Below are 21096 nucleotides of genomic sequence, written 5' to 3'. Positions count from 1 at the left end.
GGGGAATTCAAGGCAGCCGACAACTGGCCACACCCTCAACGGGTACGGCCGGTCGGCGAAAAATTACTGCGAGGTATGGGCCGCTTAGTAGCGGCCTCTCGGTGTAGCGCAGGGGATCGGCTGGTCGGCGGTCAGCGGCAGGAAGCTGTCGCTGGCGGCGTCATAGGCTTCGATCTGGCTGGTCTCGATGTCGTAGACCCAGCCATGGATGAACAACTGGCCAGCCGCCAGGCGCGAGGCGACCGAGGGGTGGGTGCGCAGGTGATGCAACTGGGCGATGACGTTTTCCTTGGTCAGCACCTGCATGCTCTCGTGCTCGCTGCCGCAGGAGCAGTTGTCCTCGACCACGGTGCGGGCGACTTCCGCGTGGCGCAGCCAGGCCTTGACCGTGGGCATCTTCTCCAGCGAGTTGGGGTTGAGCACTGCTCGCATGGCGCCGCAATCGGAATGGCCGCAGACAATGATGTGGTGCACGCCCAAGGCCAGCACGGCGTACTCGATGGCCGTGGATACACCGCCGTTCATCTGCCCATAGGGCGGTACGACGTTACCTACGTTACGGGTCACGAACAGGTCGCCGGGAGAACTTTGGGTAATCAGTTCGGGGACGATGCGCGAGTCGGCGCACGTGATGAACATGGCGCGCGGTGTCTGCGCGGTGGCAAGCTTCTTGAACAGTTCCTGCTGTTCGGGGAAGACATCATGGTGAAACCGCAGGAAGCCGTCGACGATATGCTTCAGGGCAGCATCGGCACTTTCGGCGGGTGCAGCCGGGACGACCTTGGATGGGTCCTTGACGGGCATGATTCATCCTCTTGACGGTGTGTAGGGTAAGTTCCAGTTTACCGGGTAAAGATTCTGGTTATGCAGGGCGTTAGATGCCGGGCACGGGCCATTCATCACAATCTCTTGTGGGCTCACGCTACCGTGGAAAACTTAACTGAAACTGAATTTGAAGGCTCTAGAACGGGCGTTCCAGCTTCTAAAGGCGGGAAATCGATAATAGCAAAAAAGCATCAACCGCCAATAGCCTGGAAGAAAAATATCGGTTGCCATGAGCCAGACTAGGGATGGCTTTTTGACCTGTCGGGCTGCTATGCCGTTCAACGCGACCCCAACCACTCAGAACAACGCCATCTGCCCACCCGGCGGGCAGAATGCGGTGCAATCCAGCGCTTGCGCCTCCCGTCCCTCGAACCCCAACCGGCGCATGGCCTTGGCGAACCGCTGCGCCAGGAGCTCGGCGAAGACCCCTTCGCCGCGCATCCTCGAACCAAAGCGACTGTCGTACAACTCACCCCCTCGGCTCTGACGAATCAGGCTGAGCACATGGGCAGCCCGTTGCGGGTAGTGATCGTGCAACCATTGCTCGAACAGCGGCGCAACCTCCAGCGGCAGACGCAGCATCATGTAGGCCGCACTCTGCGCGCCGGCTTGCCTGGCCGCCTCCAGCAAGTGCTCCAGTTCGCTGTCGTTGATCATCGGGATCATCGGCGAACACAGCACGCCCACCGGCACGCCTGCCTCGCGCAACACCCGAATGGCCCGCAGCCGCGCCTTGGGCGATGCGGCCCGCGGCTCCAGGGTGCGCTTGAGATCGTCGTCCAGCGTGGTCAGGCTGATCATCACCCGGGCCAGCCGCTGGCTGGCCATTTCGGCCAACAGATCGAGGTCGCGCAGGACCAGCGAACCTTTGGTGACGATGGTGACCGGGTGACGAAAGCGCAGCAGGACTTCCAGCAGACGCCGGGTCAGCTGTTGCTCCCGTTCGATGGGCTGGTAGGGGTCGGTGTTCGAGCCCAGGTTGATGGGCGCACAGACGTAGCCTGGCTTGCGCAACTGTTGTTCGAGCACCTCGGCGGCGTTGGTCTTGGCGATCAGCTTGGTCTCGAAGTCCAGGCCGGGAGAGAGGTCCCAGTAGGCATGACTGGGGCGAGCGTAGCAGTAGATGCAGCCATGCTCGCAACCTCGGTAGGGGTTGATGGAGCGGTCGAAGGGGAGGTCGGGCGAGGCGTTGCGCGTGATGATGCTCTTGGCGACCTCGACCCGTATTTCGGTACCCTGGGTCGGGGGCACTTCCTGGTACCAGCCATCGTCTTGCGCAACCGAGTGGTTAGGGGCAAAGCGATTATGCGGGTTGCAGGTCGTGCCACGGCCTTTTTGCGGCGCTGGAGGGAACATCGCAGGCTCCAATGACTGTATCCATATACAGTAATCGCAGACTTGGATGGGAGCCAGCGCCTTTGGTCAGGCGCTTGAACTCAGCTCAGGCCATACCAGCGCAGGAACGCGTCCGCCTGCATCGGTCGCTCGAAGAAATCCTGGATCCCCTCGGGTATCGACTTGGCGTTCGCCCAATCTGCGAACGCCGCCCGGAAGCGCTTGCCCGCCCGCTCATCGAACAAACCCCATTGCTCGAAGTGAGAGAACACATCGATGGCATGCACTTCACCCCAGATATAGCTGTAGTAGCCGGCCTCATAGCCAGACACCAGATGATCGAGCGCATGCGCCGGTTTCTCGAAGCTCGCCAATGGCCAGCAACCGCAGCGTTCGCGACACTCGAGCAAGCGCTGCTGCAGGCTTTTGCCATCATCGGGCGAGGTATGCAGCTCCAGATCGAACAAGGCCATGCTGAGGTCAAGGGCGCACCTGTCGAGCTGTGCCGTGCGCAGATCGGCCAATACCGATTCGGCCTGCACCTGGGTGAGTGGTTCACCGGTCTGGTAATGGGCAGAGATACCCACCAGATATTCGGCACTCCACAACCAGCGCTCAAGAAACTTGGCGTAGAACTCCTGGCTGTCCGAGCCGGCCCGGTTCGGGTCGGACAACAGGTGGTTGGTGGCAGGCATCAGCAAAACGTGCAGGGCATGGCCGAACTCATGGAACAGTTTGCGCAATGCCAAATGGTCGAGCAGCGAGGGGACCCCATCCTGCCCCGGCGCTCCATCGCTGAACATGTTCACCGAAGCCGGATGTACACGTCCGTGCGCATCCCATCGCCGATGGCGCACGGCAGTGGTATGAACAACCCTGCCCTTGCCCGGGTACTGGACGACATCCAGGTACAGATAGCCGGCCACCTCATCGCCCTGGCGCACCGAAAAACTCTTCACGCTGTCATGCCATTTCGACGTTTCCGGCACAAACGTCAGGCCAAACACGCGTTGGGCGAGGTCGGCCAACGCTTGCACCGCGTTGTCCAAGGTGAAGTATTCGCGCAGTGCGTCGCTGCTCATGGTCTGTTCACGTGCCCGCAGGTACTTGATGTCCCAAGGCTGGGCATCGCCCAGTGCGTGTTTCTGAGCCAGGCGCTGGATCTCGAGCCGGGCCTTGAGCATGGCTGGCCGGATCTTCCAGGCCAAGGTATGGAGCAGCTGCTGCACGGATTCCACGCTTTCTGCGGCCTTGCCTTGCAAGATCAGTTGCGGGTAGCTGCAACCGCCGATCAACTGGGCTTTATGTTCACGTAGCAGTGCAAGCTGCTGCAGATGATTACCGTTGTCCTTCTCCGGATCCTCGTGCGCACCCCGAGAGTGATAAGCCGCATAGACCTCCTTGCGCAGGCCCCGATCGTCGGCGAATTCGAGAATGGCGTTACAGTGCCGTGCATTGCACAAGATTCGCCAACCTGTCAGCCCTGCCTTCGTGGCTTCCTCGGCCATCAGGTCGCGCAGGTCCTGTGGCACGCCTGCCAGGCGTGCTTCGTCCGTGATATCGATGCTCGATCGCTCGATGGTTTCCTCGAGCGTTTCGAAGAATCCGTATCGATGCTCGAGGATCTCGTCCTCCAGTTGCTGCAGCTTGGCGAGTTGCGTCTCGTCCAAATGCACGCCTGCCAAGCGATACTCCTGAAGAACCTTGTCCAAGGTGGCCCGCTCATAAACATCCAGGCCGGGGTTATTGCTGGCGAGGCGCTCATAGAGCGCATGCAGGGGTTCGTTCCTACGGTTTTCCCTGAATAGGTCCTGCACGCGGGCAAGGTTATCCCAGATCACCGTGCGCCACGGCTCGCCTTTATAGGCCAGAGGCAAGGTTGCATAGGCTACCGCCTGTACGTCTGCGATCACGTTGTCCATCGCCAGGACCAGGCCATACCAACTGGGCTGCGCCTGTTGGCTGTCGATGACCTGTCGAAGGCCCGCCTCGTAGTTATCGATCACCGTATCGAAAGCCGACTTCACGTGTTCGAGCGTCACACTGTCGTAATCGATGGGTGCGCGGTTGTCATTGAGTAATGGATTGTGCGGCTGCTGCATGGGTGGCTCCTGCCGGTTGATGACCAACGCGAGCATGGAGCGCAAGCAGCAGCGCAGGTGGTCGGATATCTACCACCTGCGCCTTCAGGAACACGCCTTCGACGGCGCGACGGCCTTTACTCGGCCGGTTTCTTCAGCTTGGGGTTGGGGAAGAACTGCACCGTCTGCACCTGGGCCGGCGCCGCTTTGGGCGCCAGATGGTTGACCCGGGTGCCCAGCTCCTTGGGTACCGAAAGCCCTTGCTCGTTCAGGGTATCGGTGAACCCGCAGGCCACGCACTCACGGTGCGGTACGCCGTCCTCGTTCCACATCATCAGCTTGTCGGGCTCGCTGCACGCCGGGCACACGGCCCCGGCGATGAAGCGCTTCTTGGTCTTGGTCACAGGTACCTCGCTCATGCCGCCGCGTCCTCGGTCAGGCCACTATGGCGCAGCAATGCATCGATGGCAGGCTCGCGACCGCGGAAATCGACGAACAGCACCATCGGCTCGCGGGAACCGCCACGGGCCAGGATCGCTTCGCGGAAGGCACGGCCGGTCTCGGCATTGAGCACGCCTTCTTCCTCGAAGCGCGAGAAGGCATCGGCCGAGAGCACTTCAGCCCACTTGTAGCTGTAGTAGCCCGCCGCATAACCGCCGGCGAAGATGTGGGCGAAGCTGTTGGGGAAGCGGTTGTAGGCCGGTGGACGCATCACCGACACCTCGTCGCGCACCCCTTCGAGCACCTGCAGCACGCTGCGGCCATCGCCATGGTTGGCATGCAGTTCGAAGTCGAACAGCGAGAATTCCAGCTGGCGCACCATCATCATGCCCGACTGGAAGTTCTTGGCCGCCAGCATCTTGTCCAGCAGGTCTTGGGGCAGGGGTTCGCCGGTCTCGTAGTGGCCGGAAATCAATGCCAGGCCTTCCGGCTCCCAGCACCAGTTCTCCATGAACTGGCTCGGCAGCTCCACGGCATCCCAGGCCACACCGTTGATGCCGGAAACGCCGGCATGCTCGATGCGGGTGAGCAGGTGGTGCAGGCCGTGCCCGAACTCGTGGAACAGGGTGGTGACTTCATCGTGGGTCAGCAGCGCAGGCTTGCCGGGTGCGGCCGGAGTGAAGTTGCACACCAGGTTCGCCACCGGGCTTTGCAGGGCTCCGGCTGCCGTGCGCCGACGATCGCGGGCCCCGTCCATCCACGCACCGCCGCGCTTGTTGGCGCGGGCATACAGGTCGAAGAAGAAGCGGCCCACATGCTGGCCGTTTTCCTTGATCTCGAACAGGCGCACGTCCGGGTGCCAGGTGTCGAAGCCCTTGAGTTCGGCAATCTCGATGCCGTACAGGCGCTGGACGATGGAGAACAGCCCCGACAGCACCTTGTCGATCGGGAAGTAGGCCCGCAGGGCCTCTTGCGACACGCTGTAGCGCTGCTCGCGCAATTTTTCGCCGTAGTAGCCGGCGTCCCAGCTGCAAAGCTCCGGGCAGCCTTGCTCGGCGGCATAGGCCTTGAGCTGCTCCAGGTCCTTGGCGGCGAATGGCTTGCTGCGCTTGGCCAGGTCACGCAGGAAGCTCAGCACCTGGTCGCTGGACTCGGCCATCTTGGTGGCCAGGCTCAGCTCGGCGTAGTTCTTGAAGCCCAGCAGCTCAGCCAGCTCCTGGCGCAGGTCGAGGATTTCGCTCATCACCGGGCCGTTGTCGAACTGGCCGGCGTTCGGGCCTTGGTCGGAGGCGCGGGTGCAGTAGGCGGCGTAGAGCTCTTCGCGCAGGGCACGGTCGCTGGCGTAGGTCATCACCGCGTAGTAGCTGGGGAACTCCAGGGTGATCAGCCAGCCTTCCAGGCCCTTGGCCTGGGCGGCGGCGGCCATCTGCGCCTTGGCCGAGTCGGTCAGGCCGTCGAGTTGCGCTTCGTCGGTGACGTGCTTGGTCCAGGCCTGGGTGGCATCGAGCAACTGATTGGAGAAACGGCTGCCCAATTCGCTCAGGCGGCTTTGCACTTCGGCATAGCGCTGTTGCTTATCGGCTGGCAGGTCGATACCCGACAGGCGGAAGTCACGCAGGGCATGGTCGATGATGGTCTTCTGGGCGGCGTCGAAACCGGCGGCTTCCGGGCTGCTGGCCAAGGCCTGGTAGGCTTCGAACAGCTGGCGGTTCTGCCCCAGTTCGGTGGAATAGGCGCTCAGGGCAGGCAGGCAGGACTCATAGGCCTCGCGCAGTTCCTTGCTGTTGCACACCGCATTGAGGTGGCTGACCGGGCTCCAGGCCGCGCCCAGGCGGTCGTTGAGTTCATCCATGGCCAGCACCAGGCCGGCCCAGGTCGGGTTCTTGCCTTGCTGTTCGAGGATCGTTGCAATGGCTTTGCGGTTGTCGGCCAGGATCTGCTCGATCGCCGGCAGCACATGTTCGGCACGGATCGCCGAGAAGGGCGGCAGATCGTAGGACTGCAGAAGCGGGTTGTTCGCACTCACGGTTTAGATACCTTGGCAGGAGGAAACACGGGACCATCTTAATTACAATCGACGCCGACCGCAGCAGGCAGCCCGCCTATCGGCATTCAAGAGGGGCGCTATCATGGCCATTCGAAGCTTTCAGCAACACACTCCCAAAGTTGGACCACGGGTTTTCGTCGACTGTTCGGCGGTGGTGCTGGGAGACGTGGAGATCGGCGAGGACAGCTCGGTCTGGCCGCTGACCGTGGTGCGCGGCGACATGCACCGTATCCGCATCGGCGCCCGCACCAGCGTGCAGGATGGCAGCGTGCTGCACATCACCCATGCCGGGCCGTTCAATCCGGAGGGCTTCCCGTTGTTGATCGGCGACGATGTGACCATCGGTCACAAAGTCATGTTGCACGGCTGTACACTGGGCAGCCGCATTCTGGTCGGCATGGGCAGCACCATCATGGATGGCGCGGTGGTCGAGGACGAAGTGATCATCGGCGCCGGCAGCCTGGTGCCGCCTGGCAAGCGCCTGGAAAGTGGCTACCTGTACGTGGGCAGCCCGGTGAAGCAGGCCCGCCCATTGACCGACAAGGAACGTGCGTTTTTCCCCTATAGCGCCGCCAACTACGTCAAGCTCAAGGACCAGCACCTGGCCGAAGGCTACGACCGATAGCCACCTCTCGCACCTGTAGGAGCGGGCTTGTCACGCGATAGCGCCAGCAGCATAAACCCCATTGCCTGTATGGGCGCCATCGCGGGACAAGCCCGCACACAATGCGCAACGGCTCATAGATACCGAGAACACCATGCACCAGCAGAACATCCTCTTCGACCTCGACGGCACCCTGACCGACCCGCGCCTGGGCATCACCCGTTCGATCCAGTACGCCCTGGCCAAACTGGGTATCGACGAGCCGGACCTGGCCCGCCTCGAGCACTTCATCGGCCCACCCTTGCTGCAGGCCTTCATGCAGTTCTACCACTTCGACGAGGCCAAGGCCTGGGACGCGGTGAACTTCTACCGCGAGCGCTTCAGCGTCACCGGCCTGTACGAGAACCTGGTGTTCGACGGTGTGCCGGAGCTGCTCGAGGCGCTGAATGGCCAAGGCCGCACGCTGTACATCGCCACCTCCAAACCCTGGGAGTTCGCCCGCGAGATCGCCCGGCACTTCGCTTTCGATCACCATTTCAAGGTGATCTACGGCAGCGAACTGGATGGCACCCGGACCAACAAGGTCGAGTTGATCCGCCACCTGCTGGACGAAGAAGGGCTGGACCCGGCGCAGACCTTGATGATCGGTGATCGCAAGCATGACCTGATCGGCGCGCGCAGTAATGGGCTGCAGGCGGTGGCGGTGGGCTATGGATTCGGCAGCCGCGAAGAGCTGATGGCCGAAGCGCCGGCCTTCCATTTCGACACCTTGGCACAATTGCACCAGGCGTTTTTCCGGGCCTGACCCTTTTGTCTTGGGGCTGCTGCACAGCCCCTGTAGGAGCGGGCTTGTCCCGCGATCTGGGCCGCAAAGCGGCCCCTTCACCCCTGGCCAGCCAACCTCGCCAACTCGGCCTTGCGCGCCGAAGCCGGCAACCGCCCCAGCGCCTCGACCCGCCGGTAGAACTCGCCCCAATCGCCTTTCACGTCCCTGAACAACACCGCAAACGCCGGCACCCACTGGTCATACAACCCAAACGGCAGCAGCTTGGCGTTGTTCATCGGCCCGTACATCCAGGCATCGTAGCGCCCGTCACCCTTCCACGGCCCATCGCGCAGTTGCCGATACTCGCGCCGCAAACGCTCGAATTCCACCTGCTTGGCCGCCCGCTTGCCAGCCTCGTTCAACGGCCCGGCATAGATCGCCTGCAGGCGCGAACGGCTGTCCAGCACCAGCCGAACGAACTGCTCGCGCTGGCGCGCCGCGTCATCCCGAATCGCTGGAAGCCCGCGCGCCACGCGCCATTGCCGCGAGCCTTCCTGCTCCACGAAGGTGGCGAACGACTCATTGAATTCGGTGTCGTCCTGCACATAGACGCGCTGGTGCGCCAGCTCATGGAAGATCACCGCGGCCAGGCGTTCATCGCCCCAGGCAACCATCGAAGAAAGGATCGGATCGTCGAACCAGCCCAGCGTCGAATAGGCCTCCACGCCCCCGACATACACGTCCATCCCCTCCTGGCGCATCAACGCTGCTGCGCCCCGGGCGGCGCCTTGCCGGTAATAGCCCCGGTAGGCCACGCAACCGGCGATCGGGAAGCAATGGGTGACCGGCTGCAACGAGAGCTCAGGTGTCGCAAAGACATTCCATACCACGTAGGGCCGCCCTAGATCGGCATAGACCCGATAGCTGCGATTGTCCGGCAGCTTCAATCGCTCGCTGGCGAATTGCCGGGCTTGTTCGGCATGCTCCAGGCGCTGGCGCAATGGATCGCCTAGGGAAGGGTCGTCCAGCAACTGCGCCACAGGTTGTCGCGCCCGCAACAGTTGCCATTGCCCCTCGGCCAACTGACCGTAGTAGCCGATGCTGGAGCAACCGTTCAGCAGGAAGGCCGCCAGCACGGGAACCAAACGCCAGAAAACGCGGTCGAGAGGCCCATGGCTTGAGCACTGCAAAAGAAAAAGTCGAAACATCAGGGCTGTCTATCTCGCTCACGGCCAGTGCGGTCCAAGACTATCTCGCCAGGGGGGAGTTTCGCCATGCGTTCACTGATTGCCGTCGGCACGCTCGTGCTGCTGTCCGGTTGCTCCACGCTGCCCGACCCGGACCCCAACCAGGCCTGGGTCGACCTCGCGCCCTACGACAACACCTCACTGCATGCCGTGCAGGTGGACGAACGCGACTGGGCCGACAAACGCTATTTCGAAGTCCAGCCCGGCAACCACGAGCTCACCGTGCGCTACCAGTTCGCGGTGGCGCCGAGCAATATCGGCCCAGTGGATGAGCCGCTGTGGCGCGACTGTCAGCTGAACCTGACGTTCAAGGATTTCAGTGCCGGCCAACGCTACCAGCTGCAGGCCGGCAGCATCGGTTTCCGCCCCTGGGTCAAACTCTACGACCAGCAGCAGAAGCTGGTAGGGCAGGGGATGCCAGCCGGTTGCCAGCGCACCTGAAACCCAAGAGTTTGACGACAGTGTGGGCCTGACGGCGCTATGCTTAAAGCCTGTAAACCGCGAGCGGGAGTTTCGCCATGCGCCAGCCCATGATGCTGATCGCCCTCAGTGCACTGGGGGCTTGCGCCAGCCCCTTGCCGCCCGTCGATCCCAAGCAGGCCTGGGTCGACCTCTACACCATCACCCCTGGCAGAACCATCATGGCCGACCGCCTGGACGGCCAGCGGCTGGAGGATGGCCGCTACTTCCAGGTCACCCCAGGTCGGCACGAGCTAGTGGTGCGCTTCGACTACGAAGTGTATTCGGGCGGATTCAGCACCGACCCTACCGAGCGCACTTGCTACCTCACCGTACGCTTCGATGACTTCAAGGCAGGCGAGCGCTATCGCCTGGAGGCGCGGGCACCGGTGATGCAACCGCAGGTGTTGCTGTTCGATGCCAGCCGCAAGGTGGTGGTGAACGAGCCGAGCCAGGTGTTCTGCATTCCGTGAGCGGCAGCCTTCATGGCCATACCCACTCCCAAGAACCAATGGGAGCGGGGTCTACCGTCGATAAAACAGGCTCGGGTCACTGGTCGTTCTTCTGGTAGATGATCTTCTTGGTGCCACCCTCGCAGCTGCCGACGATCATGTTCTGGTCGCGGACTTCGCTGTTGGGCACGATCTCCAGGGTATAGGACGTCACCCCCGCAGCCTGGATCTTCGCCTCGATTTCGGCCTTGAGTTCCTCGCACGGCTTGGGCGCGGCCATGACAGCCGTCGCCAGCAAGGAGACCAGCACGGCGGTTGCTACGCGGATCATGGAACGGCTCCTGACAAAGGCAGTCGGGCTGCCAACGCCCATTAGACTACAGGAAACCGCTCCTGTTGCGCCGCCTAGGAAAGCAGGGTGGCGTCCAAGGTAATCGTCGCGTTCAGCACCTTCGACACCGGGCAGCCGGCTTTGGCCTTGTTGGCGATTTCCTGGAACTGCGCATCGCTCGCCCCAGGTACTTTGGCCTTGAGGGTCAGGTGCACGGCCGTAATGGCAAAACCGTCCGGCTGCTTGTCCAGGCTGACCTCGGCAATGGTGTCGATACGCTCGGGGGTCAGGCCCGCCTCGCCGAGCATCATCGACAGTGCCATGGAAAAGCAGCCGGCATGGGCCGCGCCGATCAGCTCTTCCGGGTTGGTGCCTGGCGAGCCTTCGAAGCGGGTGTTGAAGCCATAGGGGTTCTGCTTGAGCGCACCGCTTTCCGTGGAGAGCGATCCCTTGCCATCCTTCAACCCGCCTTGCCAGATCGCCGATGCTGTCTTTTTCATGTTGCCTCCTGTCGTAGGGTGGGTACTTATGGGTTCTGAGGTTCAGGCTTACAGCAAGTTCAGCTAAATCTGACGCCTAGCATTGAAACCCCGAAAAGTGCCCATACAGAGCACCCAAGGCCCCACGGCCAACCTTTCTGCGGAGGCACCCATGACGCACCTGCGTGACTTGAAGATATCCACCCTCGACCTGGTGCCGGTACGCGCCGATGGCGGCCCTGCCCAGGCCCTGCGCAACTCCCTGGACCTGGCCCAGGCGGTCGAGCGGTTCGGCTACAACCGTTTCTGGGTGGCCGAGCACCACAACATGGACGGCATCGCCAGCTCGGCCACAGCCGTGTTGATTGGGTACCTGGCAGGTGGCACCTCGCGCATCCGCATCGGCGCTGGCGGCGTGATGCTGCCCAACCATGCGCCCCTGGTAATCGCCGAGCAGTTCGGCACACTGGCAAGCCTCTACCCTGGGCGTATCGACCTGGGCCTGGGTCGCGCACCGGGCTCCGACCAGATGACGGCCCGCGCCTTGCGTCGCGAACGCTCCGGCAGCGCCGACGACTTCCCGGACGACGTCGAAGAGCTGTCCCGCTACCTGGGCCCACGCACGCCGGACCAGAAGGTCATTGCGGTGCCAGGCCACGACACCGACGTGCCGCTCTGGCTGCTCGGCTCCAGCCTGTTCAGCGCCCAGCTGGCGGGCATGCGCGGGTTGCCCTATGCCTTCGCCTCGCATTTCGCCCCGCGCTATATGCACGAGGCGATCCGCATCTACCGCGACCACTTCAAGCCTTCCACGGTACTGGACAAGCCCTACGTGATGCTCGGCGTGCCCATGGTCGTGGCAGAAACCGACGAAAAGGCCGAATACCTGGCGACCTCGGTGTACCAGCGCATCCTGGCACTGATTCGTGGCCAGAGCCTGATGCAGCGCCCACCGGTGCCGAGCATGGACGGCCTGTGGCTGCCCCATGAACGCGATGCGGTGGGTAGCTTCCTGGGCTTGGCGATGATCGGCAGCCCGCAGAAGGTACGGGCCAAGGTCGAGGTGCTGCTGGAGCAGACCGGGGCGGATGAACTGATATTCACCTGCGACCTGTACGAGCATGCGGACCGGGTACGGTCGTATGAACTGTTGGCGCAGGCACTCAAGGCCGAGTGAGCCCAGGCGAGGACTTCGCCCTCGTTTCGCGGCACAAGGCCGCTCAGGAGTGCGCAACGCCGATACGCAGCTTGCCACGCCATTTGGGCTCCAGGCGTCACCGATTACTCGCGGCGGTACACGATCTCCTTGGTACCGCCCTCGCAACTGCCGATCACCTTGCCACCTCCGGCCCCCTTGTCGACGACCTCCAGCACATAGCCGGTAACGCCCTTGGCCTGGAGCTTGGCATCGATCTCGGCCTTGAGTTCTTCGCACGGCTTGCCCGCCGCCAGCACGCTACCCGCCAGCGCCATCAGGCCCATCGCCCACAGCAGTTTCTTCATCGATCGCTTTCCTTGTTCAGATCAAAAAAGTACAGGGCGCCAATCCAGGACTGGCACCCACAAACCTTTACCCCATCTCGCCGGGCCAGGCCAGCCCGGCCTTGTTTCAACTGTTGGCGATACGGAAGCCGACCTTCAGCGTGACTTGGAAGTGCGCCGCCTTGTTGTCGCGGATATGGCCACGGGTATCGACCACCTCGAACCATTCCAGGTGCTTGATACTCTTGCCGGCTTCGGCCAGGGCATTGTTGATCGCGTCCTCGATGCTGGTAGGCGAGGAACCGACCAGTTCGATTTTCTTGTAGGTGTGATGATCGGACATGAGCGCTCTCCTTGGTTGGCGTGTGGGATTGAGCCTAGCAGCGTAGGCCCGGTTTACCTGCGAACCATCGCCCCGGCGCAAAGTTCGATCGCACTTTCGCTGCGCTGCACAGTCGCACCCGTTACAGCCCAACCACCGCGAAGGAGAGTCATCATGGCCTATAACTCGCTGCGTAAAGCGTCGCTGGAAAGCATGGAAGCGGAGATCGAAAGCCTGCTCAAGACCCTCGAACACCTCAAGCACGATGCCTCGGAAGAGTCGCAGAAATCCATGAAGGCGATCCGCAGCAACGCCGAGAATGCACTCAAGCATTCGCGCACCCTGCTCGGCGATGCCTACGAGGAAGTGAAGACCCGCACCCGCCAGACCGGCATCGCCACCCGCGACTATGCCCAGGAACACCCCTGGACCACCGCCGGCGTCGCCATCGGCGCTCTCGGCCTGCTGGCCGCCTGGTTGATGTGCAAGCGCAGCTAGGCCGTTTGTCGTTCCAGCTCGTTGCGCAGCCATTGCGCCAACTGCTCGGCGCGCCCGTCCGCGGCGCGCCGGGGCACCCATAGGGCCAATGCGGCACGGGTCGGCGAGAAGCCCCAGGGCGCGCTCAGGCGCCCGGCGCGCAGGTCGTCCGCCACCAATGGTTGCGGGGCGATGGCCACACCCAGGCCAGCCACCGCCGCCTCCAGCAGGTAATACAAATGTTCGAACGCCTGGCCGAAGGCCAACGCCGACGGCTCGAGCCCATGCTGCGCGGCCCAGGTAGGCCAGGCTTGCGGGCGCGACGTGGTGTGCAGCAAAGCCTCGTCGAGCAAGGCTTGGGCCGGCGCCTCTCGCAACCGCTCGAACCCAGGAAAGTGTGGGCTCAGCACTGGGCCGATGCACTCCTCGGCCAGCACGTGCACCTGCATGTCCGCCGGCCACGGCGGCTCGGCGTACACCAGCAGCGCATCCAGCCCCGGGCGGCGCGGGTCCAGGTCGCCTTCGCCCGCCGACAGGTGTAGGCGCAGCTGCGGCAGGTCCGCGTTCAATCGGCCGAGCCGGGGGATGAACCAGCGCGCCAGCAGGCTGCCGGAGCAGCCCAGGACGAAAGGCGCCTCGCTGACGTCGTGGCTGAGTTCGGCACACACGCTGCGCAGGCGGTCGAACGCGTCGGAACTGGCATCGCGCAGCCGCACACCGGCATCTGTGAGTTTGATGCCACGCCCGTCCTTGACGAACAAGGCCACGCCAAGGTGCTCCTCGAGCACCTTCAACTGCCGGCTCACGGCCCCATGGGTCACATGCAGAACTTCAGCCGCCTGGCTGACACTGTTGAGCCGGGCAGTGGCCTCGAAGGCACGCAAGGCATTGAGGGGAGGGAGGTCCTGGCGCATGATGTGTGAGTTTTTCTGACAAATTATCGCAATCTTATCGGTTTTCAGCCGGCCATGTCGTGGTTAGAGTAAGCCCATCAATCATAGATCACGCCCTGGAGCGCCCCATGACCCAGACCCAATACCGCGCCGGCCCCGATGCCAATGGCCTGTTCGGCTCGTTCGGCGGCCGCTACGTGGCCGAAACCCTGATGCCGCTGGTCCTGGACCTGGCCCGTGAATACGAGGCCGCCAAGGCCGACCCGAAATTCCTCGAAGAGCTCGCCTACTTCCAGCGCGACTACATCGGCCGCCCCAACCCGCTGTACTTCGCCGAACGCCTGACCGAACACTGCGGCGGCGCCAAGATCTTCTTCAAGCGTGAAGAGCTCAACCACACTGGCGCGCACAAGGTGAACAACTGCATTGGCCAGGTGCTGCTGGCCAAGCGCATGGGCAAGAAGCGCCTGATCGCCGAGACCGGCGCCGGCATGCACGGCGTGGCCACCGCCACCGTCGCGGCGCGCTTCGGCCTGCCCTGCGTGATCTACATGGGCGCCACCGACATCGAGCGCCAGCAGGCCAACGTATTCCGCATGAAGCTGCTGGGCGCCGAGATCGTTCCGGTCACCGCCGGCACCGGCACCCTCAAGGACGCCATGAACGAGGCCCTGCGCGACTGGGTCACCAATGTCGAAGACACCTTCTACCTGATCGGCACCGTGGCCGGCCCGCACCCGTACCCGGCGATGGTCCGCGACTTCCAGTCGATCATCGGCAAGGAAACCCGCGCCCAGCTGCAGGAAAAGGAAGGCCGCCTGCCGGACAGCCTGATCGCCTGCGTCGGCGGTGGCTCCAATGCCATGGGCCTGTTCCACGACTTCCTCGATGACCAGAGCGTCAAGATCATCGGCGTCGAGGCCGGTGGCCACGGCGTGCACACCGACAAGCACGCCGCCAGCCTCAACGGTGGCGTGCCGGGCGTACTGCATGGCAACCGCACCTACCTGCTGCAGGACGAGGACGGCCAGATCACCGACGCCCACTCGATCTCGGCAGGCCTGGACTACCCGGGCATCGGCCCGGAGCACGCCTACCTGCACGAAGTGAAGCGCGTCGAGTACGTCAGCATCACCGACGACGAAGCCCTCGAAGCGTTCCACACCAGCTGCCGCCTGGAGGGCATCATCCCGGCACTGGAGAGTTCCCATGCCCTGGCCGAGGCGATCAAGCGCGCGCCGAACCTGCCCAAGGACCACCTGATGGTCGTGTGCCTGTCCGGCCGAGGCGACAAGGACATGCAAACCGTGATGAACCATATGGCCGCCCAGGAGAAACAGGCATGAGCCGTCTTGAACAACGTTTCGCCGAGCTGAAGGCCGAAGGCCGCTCGGCACTGGTCACCTTCATCACCGCGGGCGACCCGGGCTATGACGCCTCGTTGCAGATCCTCAAAGGCTTGCCGGCAGCCGGTGCCGACGTCATCGAGCTGGGCATGCCATTCACCGACCCGATGGCCGACGGCGTGGCCATCCAGCTGGCGACCCTGCGTGCCCTGGACGCTGGCCAGACGTTGGCCAAGACCCTGCAGATGGTTCGCGAATTCCGTGTAGATAACCAGACCACGCCGATCGTACTGATGGGCTACTACAACCCGATCCACCGCTTCGGCGTGGAGCAGTTCGTGGCACAGGCCAAGGAAGCAGGCGTCGATGGCCTGATCATCGTCGACCTGCCGCCGGAGCATGACGCCGAGCTGGCCACCCCGGCCCAGGCCGCCGGCATCGACTTCATCCGCCTGACCACCCCGACCACCGACGACGCCCGCCTGCCGCGCGTGCTCGAGCGTAGCTCCGGCTTCGTCTACTACGTCTCGGTGGCGGGTGTGACCGGCGCCGGCTCCGCCACCACCGAGCACGTCCAGCAGGCCATCGCCCGCCTGCGTCGCCACACCGACCTGCCGATCAGCGTGGGCTTCGGCATTCGCACGCCTGAACAGGCGGCAGCCATCGCCAAGCTCTCCGATGGTGTGGTGGTGGGCTCGGCGCTGGTGGACAAGATTGCCCAGGCCAAGGATGCCGCGCAGGCCGTGAGCGATGTGCTGAGCCTGTGCTCGGCGCTGGCCGAAGGTGTGCGTTCGGCGCGCAACTGATTGCGAAGGCTACGCCCTCGATCGCGGCACAAGGCCGCTCCTACGGGCGATCACCGCTCCGGAGCGGCCTTGTGCCGCGAAAGGGCCGCAAAGCGGCCCCACTATCCCTCAAAGATCGACAGGTCCAAAGGCCTCACGGCCCCCATCCAGATCGCATGGTCCCGGTGATCCGCCAGCTCATCCCCCGTCAGTGGATGCAGGAACACCACCAACCCCTTGCGGTACAGCGCCAGCCACGGTAACAACACCCCCACCACTTCCGGCCCGAAGGCCAGCTGGCAGCTCCAGTCCGGGTGCGGCCCGACCGGCTTCTGGTGCATGCGCCCCATGGTCACGGGAAACAACCGGGCCGCTTCCTCGCACAGCTGCCGGGCCTGTTCCATGGTCGATGCGTCGTAGTACACATGGGCGTGGTAGCCCTTGATCCTTTGCACGATTACTCCTGAACGGGGTCAAACGATCACTTGCCCACCAGAGGAAGTGATCCGGTGAAGAATGCCGAAACTCCAGTGTTCAAACTGGTCCTGTTCGGGATCGAAAGCAGCCTGGGCAGCGCCTTGGCCGTGGAACTGCTGTCGCGCCAGCACGAGGTCACGGCCGTGGTCGATGACCTCAACCGACACGCGCCACGCCCCGGCCTGCATTTCAAGATAGGCGGGCTGGGCAATACCTACCAGGCCGAGCAGAGCACGGCCGGCGGTTCGGCGGTGATCGCCCTGCTGTCGGCGCTGGCCCCTGGCGACCTGCCGGCCCAGCGGCGGATGACCGAAGCCCTGGTGGCCGGCCTGCAGCGCACGACTATACGCCGGCTGATGCTGGTGGGCGATTTCAACGTGCTGGATGAGCCGGCCCGGCACAGCGATGAAGCGCGTGAATGCATGGACCAGATCGTCGACCTGCTGCAACGCAGTGCAATGCGCTGGACACTGGTGAATGCACCCGACGAGGTGCCGGGGCTGGGCATCGAGCACTTTCGCAACCTCGACGGAACCCTGGAACCCGGGCTGGCCGGGCCTTTGCAACGGTTGGCACGGATTGCGGCGGGGATAGTGGATGCGTTGGAGCTGAATCTGCACCAGGGGGAACACCTTAACTTCGTGCCTTGATCTCATCGCCGGCTTGCCGGCGATGGGCTGCACAGCAGCCCAGTCACGCTCCCCGCTCAGCCTCCAGCCAATCTACGAACCGCTGGATCAACGCCCCGCGCCGCTTGCGCGGCGGCAACACCACGTAATACCCGCGCTCAGAGCGCAGGCTGCCTTCCAGCGGTCGGCACAGCAATCCCTGGTCCACCAATCCATCCACCAGGTGCCGCCAGCCGATCGCCACCCCTTGCCCGGCAATCGCCGCCTGGATCAGCAACGTGTAGTTGTCGAACCGCAACTGCCCAGGCGGAGGCGGGCTGGTCACGCCCAGGCCACGGAACACCCCCGCCCAGTCGAACCAACGGCTGGCCTGCTCGCCACGCAGATGGAGCAGGGGCAATCGTTGCAAAGCCACGGCTGACGTGGGTTTGCCATGAATCAGCTTGGGGCTGCAGACCGGAAAAACTTCTTCATCGAACAACCATTTGCTCTCGCCTTGGTGGAAGCGTCCATCGCCGAACAGCACCGCCACGTCGATATCCGGTCGGAGCATGGCCTGGCTGCGCTCGCCCGTCACCAGGCTCACGTCCACCTGTGGGTAGGCCTGGTGGAACCGAGGCAAGCGCGGCATCAGCCAGAAGGCAGCGAAGGCAAAGTCGGTGGCCACCTGCAATACCTCGCGCTGGGCACGCCCACTGGCCTGGCCGATGCCCTCGTCCATGGTTTGCAAACCTTGATGGACCTGTTCGAACAGCAATTGGCCGGCGTCGGTCAGCTCGATACCCCGGTAGATCCGGTCGAACAGACGCGTGCCCAACTGCGCCTCCAGGCGCTTGACCTGCTGGCTCACCGCCGGCTGGGTGGTGCCCTGCTCCAGCGCGGCCGCGGTGAAACTGCGCAGACGCGCTGCGGCCTCGAAGACACGCAGCGTGTCCAGGGATAGGTTGGCAAGGTGTTCAAACATAAGCACAGCTAATCCCACTCATTGCCCGCCATGGGCTTTACCCATGTTATCCACCAGTCGCATCCTGATTCGCAAGCGGTTCCCATAACCTTCAACGATGGAACGCAACCATGAAGCGACCCAACATCCTGTTCATCATGGCCGACCAGATGGCCGCGCCCTTGCTGCCGATCTACAACCCATCACCGATCAGGATGCCGCACCTGAGCCGCCTGGCCGAACAGGCAGTGGTATTCGATGCCGCCTACTGCAACAGCCCGCTGTGCGCACCGTCGCGCTTCACCCTGGTCAGTGGCCAGTTGCCCAGCCGCATCGGCGCCTACGACAACGCGGCGGACTTCCCGGCCGATGTGCCGACCTACGCCCATTACCTGCGCCGCCTGGGCTACCGCACCGCGCTGTCGGGCAAGATGCACTTCTGCGGCCCCGACCAGCTGCATGGCTATGAAGAGCGGCTGACCAGCGACATCTACCCGGCCGACTACGGCTGGGCGGTGAACTGGGACGCCCCCGACCAGCGCCCTAGCTGGTACCACAACATGTCGTCGGTGCTGCAGGCAGGCCCGTGCGTGCGCACCAACCAGCTGGATTTCGACGAGGAGGTGGTGTTCAAGGCCCGCCAGTACCTCTACGACCATGTGCGCGAAGGCGATGGCCGGCCGTTCTGCCTGACCGTGTCCATGACCCACCCTCATGATCCGTACACCATCCCCAAACCGTACTGGGATCTCTATGAGGACGTGGATATCCCCATGCCGGGCGGCGTCCTGGCCCAGGACGAACAGGATCCGCACTCGCAACGCCTGCTCAAGGTCTACGACCTATGGGACAAGCCGCTGCCCGCGCACAAGATCCGCGACGCTCGCCGTGCCTACTTCGGCGCCTGCAGCTATATCGACGACAACATCGGCAAGCTGCTGCAGACCCTCGAGGAATGCCACCTGGCCGACGACACCCTGATCGTCTTCTCGGGCGACCATGGCGACATGCTTGGCGAGCGCGGGCTCTGGTACAAGATGCACTGGTTCGAGATGTCGGCACGGGTGCCGCTGCTGGTCCACGCGCCCAAGCGCTTCGCCCCGGCACGGGTGAGCGCGGCCGTGTCCACCTGCGACCTGCTGCCGACCCTGGTGGAACTGGCCGGTGGCAAGGTCGAGCAAGCCCTGCACCTCGATGGCCGTTCACTGCTGGACCACCTGCAAGGGCAGGGCGGCCACGACGAGGTGATCGGCGAGTACATGGCCGAAGGCACGGTCGGCCCGTTGATGATGATCCGCCGTGGCCCCTACAAGTTTGTGTACAGCGAGGACGACCCCTGTTTACTCTATGACCTGAGCCGCGACCCGCACGAGCGGGAGAACCTCACCGGCAGCCCGGACCACCAGGCGCTGCTGCAGGCATTCGTCGATCAAGCCCGCCAACGCTGGGACATTCCCGCCCTGCGCGAGCAAGTGCTGGCCAGCCAACGGCGCCGTCGCCTGGTGGCCGAAGCACTGGCCATCGGCAAGCTGAAGAGCTGGGACCACCAACCATGGGTAGATGCCAGCCAACAGTACATGCGCAACCACATCGATCTCGACGACCTCGAGCGCAAGGCACGTTATCCACAGCCCGCACCCCTGGATTGAGTAGAGAGGCCGCCATGAAGAAGTTCTCCACAACCGTGATCGCCCTGGCCGTGGGCCTGACCGCCGTCACGGCCCACGCCGACAGCGATGCCCAATGCACCACCGTGAAGATGGCCGACCCTGGCTGGAGCGACATCGCCACTACCAACGCCATCGCCCGCCTGCTCCTGGAAAGCCTCGGCTACCGGGTGAAGATCGACAATCTGGCCGTGCCGATCATCTACGGCGGCCTCAAGGATGGCCGGGTGGATGCGTTCCTGGGCAACTGGATGCCTGCCCAGCAAGGCTTCCATGACAAGTTCGTCGCCACTGGCGATGTGCAGCGCCTGGCCCGCAACCTGCAGGGCACCGAGTTCACCCTGGCAGTGCCTGACTACGTCTGGAACGCCGGTGTAAAGGATTTCGCCGATCTGCAGAAACATGCCGACCAGTTCGACCAGAAGCTCTATGGCATCGGCTCAGGCGCGCCGGCCAACCTGTCACTCAAAGAGATCATCGACAAGAATGAGTTCGGCCTGGGTGACTGGAAGCTGGTGGAGTCCAGCGAACAGGCGATGCTCACCCAGGTGCAGCGGGCCACACAGAAACAACAATTCATCACCTTCCTCGGTTGGACCCCGCACCCGATGAACGTGAAGCTGAAAATGCATTACCTGACCGGCGGGGAGAAGTGGTTCGGCAGCAAAGGTGACGTATATACCCTGGTGCGCAACGGTTACCCACAGACCTGCCCGAATGCAGCGAAGCTGCTGGGCAACCTGAGCTTCAGCCTGGACATGGAAAACAGCATCATGGCCGAGGTGGTGGATAGCAAGGTCAGCTTCGACGAAGCGGCCAAGGCCTGGGTGAAGGCGCATCCGCACGTGCTGGAGGGTTGGTTGGCCGGAGTCACGACCAAGGCGGGAGGAGACGCTTCCCAAGCCGTGAAGGCCAAACTCTGAGGTTCGTCTGTTAGGCTGTGGGGCCGCTTTGCGGCCCTTTCGCGGCACAAGGCCGCTCCTACAGAAACGCACGATCCCCTGTAGG

At 63.5% G+C, this 21096-nt stretch carries 24 protein-coding genes; 11 read left to right on the top strand and 13 right to left on the bottom strand.

What is annotated here, in order from left to right:
• Positions 1-84 precede the first annotated feature (84 nt).
• The 5 genes from K8374_RS00260 to prlC all read right to left on the bottom strand — a co-directional run bounded on the left by K8374_RS00260 (position 85) and on the right by prlC (position 6708).
• Positions 85-804, bottom strand: a complete 720-nt coding sequence (locus K8374_RS00260; protein ID WP_196145159.1) for a carbonic anhydrase — start codon at positions 802-804, stop codon at positions 85-87.
• A 318-nt stretch (positions 805-1122) separates the two neighbouring features.
• The gene (locus K8374_RS00255; protein ID WP_224457515.1) at positions 1123-2181 is read right to left on the bottom strand and encodes a PA0069 family radical SAM protein; all 1059 of its coding nucleotides are present in this window, start codon (positions 2179-2181) and stop codon (positions 1123-1125) included.
• A gap of 80 nt (positions 2182-2261) precedes the next feature.
• Positions 2262-4262: a M3 family metallopeptidase gene (locus tag K8374_RS00250; RefSeq protein WP_224457514.1), complete on the bottom strand. Its 2001-nt coding sequence runs from the start codon at positions 4260-4262 to the stop codon at positions 2262-2264.
• 116 nt (positions 4263-4378) lie between these two features.
• A complete protein-coding gene (locus K8374_RS00245; protein WP_224457513.1) occupies positions 4379-4660 on the bottom strand; it encodes a YheV family putative zinc ribbon protein in 282 nt (93 codons plus the stop codon).
• Entirely contained in the window at positions 4657-6708 is a 2052-nt protein-coding gene (prlC, locus tag K8374_RS00240) for an oligopeptidase A (protein ID WP_224457512.1), read from the bottom strand. Before prlC ends, K8374_RS00245 begins: the two co-directional genes overlap by 4 nt.
• A 103-nt stretch (positions 6709-6811) precedes the next feature.
• Between prlC and K8374_RS00235 the strand changes: the two genes are divergently transcribed.
• Complete coding sequence (locus tag K8374_RS00235) at positions 6812-7354, top strand: gamma carbonic anhydrase family protein (RefSeq protein ID WP_224457511.1); 543 nt, start codon at positions 6812-6814, stop codon at positions 7352-7354.
• Positions 7355-7487: 133 nt separating this feature from the next.
• Entirely contained in the window at positions 7488-8138 is a 651-nt protein-coding gene (locus tag K8374_RS00230; RefSeq protein WP_224457510.1) for an HAD family hydrolase, read from the top strand.
• A gap of 77 nt (positions 8139-8215) precedes the next feature.
• On the opposite strand, the gene K8374_RS00225 is transcribed toward K8374_RS00230, so the two are convergent.
• A complete protein-coding gene (locus K8374_RS00225; protein WP_224459394.1) occupies positions 8216-9289 on the bottom strand; it encodes an aminopeptidase in 1074 nt (357 codons plus the stop codon).
• An 84-nt stretch (positions 9290-9373) separates the two neighbouring features.
• On the opposite strand from K8374_RS00225, the gene K8374_RS00220 reads away from it, so the two are divergent.
• Together K8374_RS00220 and K8374_RS00215 are read left to right on the top strand one after the other, a co-directional pair.
• Positions 9374-9787 (top strand): hypothetical protein, encoded by a 414-nt coding sequence (locus tag K8374_RS00220; RefSeq protein WP_084855210.1) that lies wholly within the window; start codon positions 9374-9376, stop codon positions 9785-9787.
• A 77-nt stretch (positions 9788-9864) separates the two neighbouring features.
• Complete coding sequence (locus tag K8374_RS00215; protein WP_224457509.1) at positions 9865-10278, top strand: DUF2057 domain-containing protein; 414 nt, start codon at positions 9865-9867, stop codon at positions 10276-10278.
• 76 nt (positions 10279-10354) lie between these two features.
• Here K8374_RS00215 and K8374_RS00210 read toward each other — a convergent pair whose 3' ends face one another.
• Together K8374_RS00210 and K8374_RS00205 are read right to left on the bottom strand one after the other, a co-directional pair.
• Entirely contained in the window at positions 10355-10588 is a 234-nt protein-coding gene (locus tag K8374_RS00210; protein WP_224457508.1) for a DUF1161 domain-containing protein, read from the bottom strand.
• A 74-nt stretch (positions 10589-10662) separates the two neighbouring features.
• Positions 10663-11088: an OsmC family protein gene (locus K8374_RS00205; RefSeq protein WP_411969577.1), complete on the bottom strand. Its 426-nt coding sequence runs from the start codon at positions 11086-11088 to the stop codon at positions 10663-10665.
• A 151-nt stretch (positions 11089-11239) separates the two neighbouring features.
• On the opposite strand from K8374_RS00205, the gene K8374_RS00200 reads away from it, so the two are divergent.
• A complete protein-coding gene (locus tag K8374_RS00200; protein ID WP_224457507.1) occupies positions 11240-12244 on the top strand; it encodes an LLM class flavin-dependent oxidoreductase in 1005 nt (334 codons plus the stop codon).
• Positions 12245-12348: 104 nt separating this feature from the next.
• Here K8374_RS00200 and K8374_RS00195 read toward each other — a convergent pair whose 3' ends face one another.
• Together K8374_RS00195 and K8374_RS00190 are read right to left on the bottom strand one after the other, a co-directional pair.
• Positions 12349-12570 (bottom strand): DUF1161 domain-containing protein, encoded by a 222-nt coding sequence (locus K8374_RS00195; RefSeq protein ID WP_224457506.1) that lies wholly within the window; start codon positions 12568-12570, stop codon positions 12349-12351.
• A gap of 106 nt (positions 12571-12676) precedes the next feature.
• Positions 12677-12892 carry a dodecin gene (locus tag K8374_RS00190; RefSeq protein WP_042121737.1) on the bottom strand — a complete coding sequence of 72 codons (216 nt, stop codon included), beginning with the start codon at positions 12890-12892 and terminating at the stop codon, positions 12677-12679.
• A 153-nt stretch (positions 12893-13045) separates the two neighbouring features.
• Here K8374_RS00190 and K8374_RS00185 point away from each other — a divergent pair, with 153 nt between their 5' ends.
• Positions 13046-13369 (top strand): YqjD family protein, encoded by a 324-nt coding sequence (locus K8374_RS00185; RefSeq protein WP_224457505.1) that lies wholly within the window; start codon positions 13046-13048, stop codon positions 13367-13369.
• On the opposite strand, the gene K8374_RS00180 is transcribed toward K8374_RS00185, so the two are convergent.
• On the bottom strand, positions 13366-14262 hold the full coding sequence (locus K8374_RS00180) for a LysR family transcriptional regulator (RefSeq protein WP_224457504.1): 897 nt from the start codon (positions 14260-14262) through the stop codon (positions 13366-13368). The two genes, K8374_RS00185 and K8374_RS00180, sit on opposite strands and share 4 nt — an antisense overlap.
• A 107-nt stretch (positions 14263-14369) precedes the next feature.
• On the opposite strand from K8374_RS00180, the gene trpB reads away from it, so the two are divergent.
• Positions 14370-15587 (top strand): tryptophan synthase subunit beta, encoded by a 1218-nt coding sequence (gene trpB / locus K8374_RS00175; RefSeq protein ID WP_196145174.1) that lies wholly within the window; start codon positions 14370-14372, stop codon positions 15585-15587.
• On the top strand, positions 15584-16393 hold the full coding sequence (gene trpA, locus K8374_RS00170) for a tryptophan synthase subunit alpha (protein ID WP_224457503.1): 810 nt from the start codon (positions 15584-15586) through the stop codon (positions 16391-16393). Before trpB ends, trpA begins: the two co-directional genes overlap by 4 nt.
• 101 nt (positions 16394-16494) lie before the next feature.
• Here trpA and K8374_RS00165 read toward each other — a convergent pair whose 3' ends face one another.
• Positions 16495-16827 carry a DOPA 4,5-dioxygenase family protein gene (locus K8374_RS00165; RefSeq protein ID WP_224457502.1) on the bottom strand — a complete coding sequence of 111 codons (333 nt, stop codon included), beginning with the start codon at positions 16825-16827 and terminating at the stop codon, positions 16495-16497.
• Between the two features lie 54 nt (positions 16828-16881).
• Between K8374_RS00165 and K8374_RS00160 the strand changes: the two genes are divergently transcribed.
• A complete protein-coding gene (locus K8374_RS00160) occupies positions 16882-17499 on the top strand; it encodes an NAD(P)-dependent oxidoreductase (protein WP_224457501.1) in 618 nt (205 codons plus the stop codon).
• Between the two features lie 43 nt (positions 17500-17542).
• Here the strand turns inward: K8374_RS00160 and K8374_RS00155 are convergent, their stop codons facing one another.
• Entirely contained in the window at positions 17543-18442 is a 900-nt protein-coding gene (locus K8374_RS00155; protein ID WP_224457500.1) for a choline sulfate utilization transcriptional regulator, read from the bottom strand.
• A gap of 110 nt (positions 18443-18552) precedes the next feature.
• On the opposite strand from K8374_RS00155, the gene betC reads away from it, so the two are divergent.
• Together betC and choX are read left to right on the top strand one after the other, a co-directional pair.
• Positions 18553-20070 carry a choline-sulfatase gene (gene betC / locus K8374_RS00150; RefSeq protein ID WP_224457499.1) on the top strand — a complete coding sequence of 506 codons (1518 nt, stop codon included), beginning with the start codon at positions 18553-18555 and terminating at the stop codon, positions 20068-20070.
• Positions 20071-20084: 14 nt separating this feature from the next.
• Positions 20085-21011: a choline ABC transporter substrate-binding protein gene (gene choX, locus K8374_RS00145; protein ID WP_224457498.1), complete on the top strand. Its 927-nt coding sequence runs from the start codon at positions 20085-20087 to the stop codon at positions 21009-21011.
• The last annotated feature ends 85 nt before the right edge of the window (positions 21012-21096 follow it).

The sequence above is a fragment of the Pseudomonas sp. p1(2021b) genome, from assembly GCF_020151015.1.
Taxonomy (GTDB): domain Bacteria; phylum Pseudomonadota; class Gammaproteobacteria; order Pseudomonadales; family Pseudomonadaceae; genus Aquipseudomonas; species Aquipseudomonas putida_K.
The sequence above is the reverse complement of the archived record's forward strand: the minus strand, read 5'-3'. Positions and strand labels throughout refer to the sequence as shown.

Excerpts from the sequence above, each read along its gene's own strand:
- K8374_RS00260 (WP_196145159.1), bottom strand. The coding sequence starts at position 804 with ATGCCCGTCAAGGACCCATCCAAGGTCGTCCCGGCTGCACCCGCCGAA.
- K8374_RS00255 (WP_224457515.1), bottom strand. The coding sequence starts at position 2,181 with ATGTTCCCTCCAGCGCCGCAAAAAGGCCGTGGCACGACCTGCAACCCG.
- K8374_RS00250 (WP_224457514.1), bottom strand. The coding sequence starts at position 4,262 with ATGCAGCAGCCGCACAATCCATTACTCAATGACAACCGCGCACCCATC.
- K8374_RS00245 (WP_224457513.1), bottom strand. The coding sequence starts at position 4,660 with ATGAGCGAGGTACCTGTGACCAAGACCAAGAAGCGCTTCATCGCCGGG.
- K8374_RS00235 (WP_224457511.1), top strand. The coding sequence starts at position 6,812 with ATGGCCATTCGAAGCTTTCAGCAACACACTCCCAAAGTTGGACCACGG.
- K8374_RS00230 (WP_224457510.1), top strand. The coding sequence starts at position 7,488 with ATGCACCAGCAGAACATCCTCTTCGACCTCGACGGCACCCTGACCGAC.
- K8374_RS00220 (WP_084855210.1), top strand. The coding sequence starts at position 9,374 with ATGCGTTCACTGATTGCCGTCGGCACGCTCGTGCTGCTGTCCGGTTGC.
- K8374_RS00215 (WP_224457509.1), top strand. The coding sequence starts at position 9,865 with ATGCGCCAGCCCATGATGCTGATCGCCCTCAGTGCACTGGGGGCTTGC.
- K8374_RS00210 (WP_224457508.1), bottom strand. The coding sequence starts at position 10,588 with ATGATCCGCGTAGCAACCGCCGTGCTGGTCTCCTTGCTGGCGACGGCT.
- K8374_RS00205 (WP_411969577.1), bottom strand. The coding sequence starts at position 11,088 with ATGAAAAAGACAGCATCGGCGATCTGGCAAGGCGGGTTGAAGGATGGC.
- K8374_RS00200 (WP_224457507.1), top strand. The coding sequence starts at position 11,240 with ATGACGCACCTGCGTGACTTGAAGATATCCACCCTCGACCTGGTGCCG.
- K8374_RS00195 (WP_224457506.1), bottom strand. The coding sequence starts at position 12,570 with ATGAAGAAACTGCTGTGGGCGATGGGCCTGATGGCGCTGGCGGGTAGC.
- K8374_RS00190 (WP_042121737.1), bottom strand. The coding sequence starts at position 12,892 with ATGTCCGATCATCACACCTACAAGAAAATCGAACTGGTCGGTTCCTCG.
- K8374_RS00185 (WP_224457505.1), top strand. The coding sequence starts at position 13,046 with ATGGCCTATAACTCGCTGCGTAAAGCGTCGCTGGAAAGCATGGAAGCG.
- K8374_RS00180 (WP_224457504.1), bottom strand. The coding sequence starts at position 14,262 with ATGCGCCAGGACCTCCCTCCCCTCAATGCCTTGCGTGCCTTCGAGGCC.
- trpB (WP_196145174.1), top strand. The coding sequence starts at position 14,370 with ATGACCCAGACCCAATACCGCGCCGGCCCCGATGCCAATGGCCTGTTC.
- trpA (WP_224457503.1), top strand. The coding sequence starts at position 15,584 with ATGAGCCGTCTTGAACAACGTTTCGCCGAGCTGAAGGCCGAAGGCCGC.
- K8374_RS00155 (WP_224457500.1), bottom strand. The coding sequence starts at position 18,442 with ATGTTTGAACACCTTGCCAACCTATCCCTGGACACGCTGCGTGTCTTC.
- betC (WP_224457499.1), top strand. The coding sequence starts at position 18,553 with ATGAAGCGACCCAACATCCTGTTCATCATGGCCGACCAGATGGCCGCG.
- choX (WP_224457498.1), top strand. The coding sequence starts at position 20,085 with ATGAAGAAGTTCTCCACAACCGTGATCGCCCTGGCCGTGGGCCTGACC.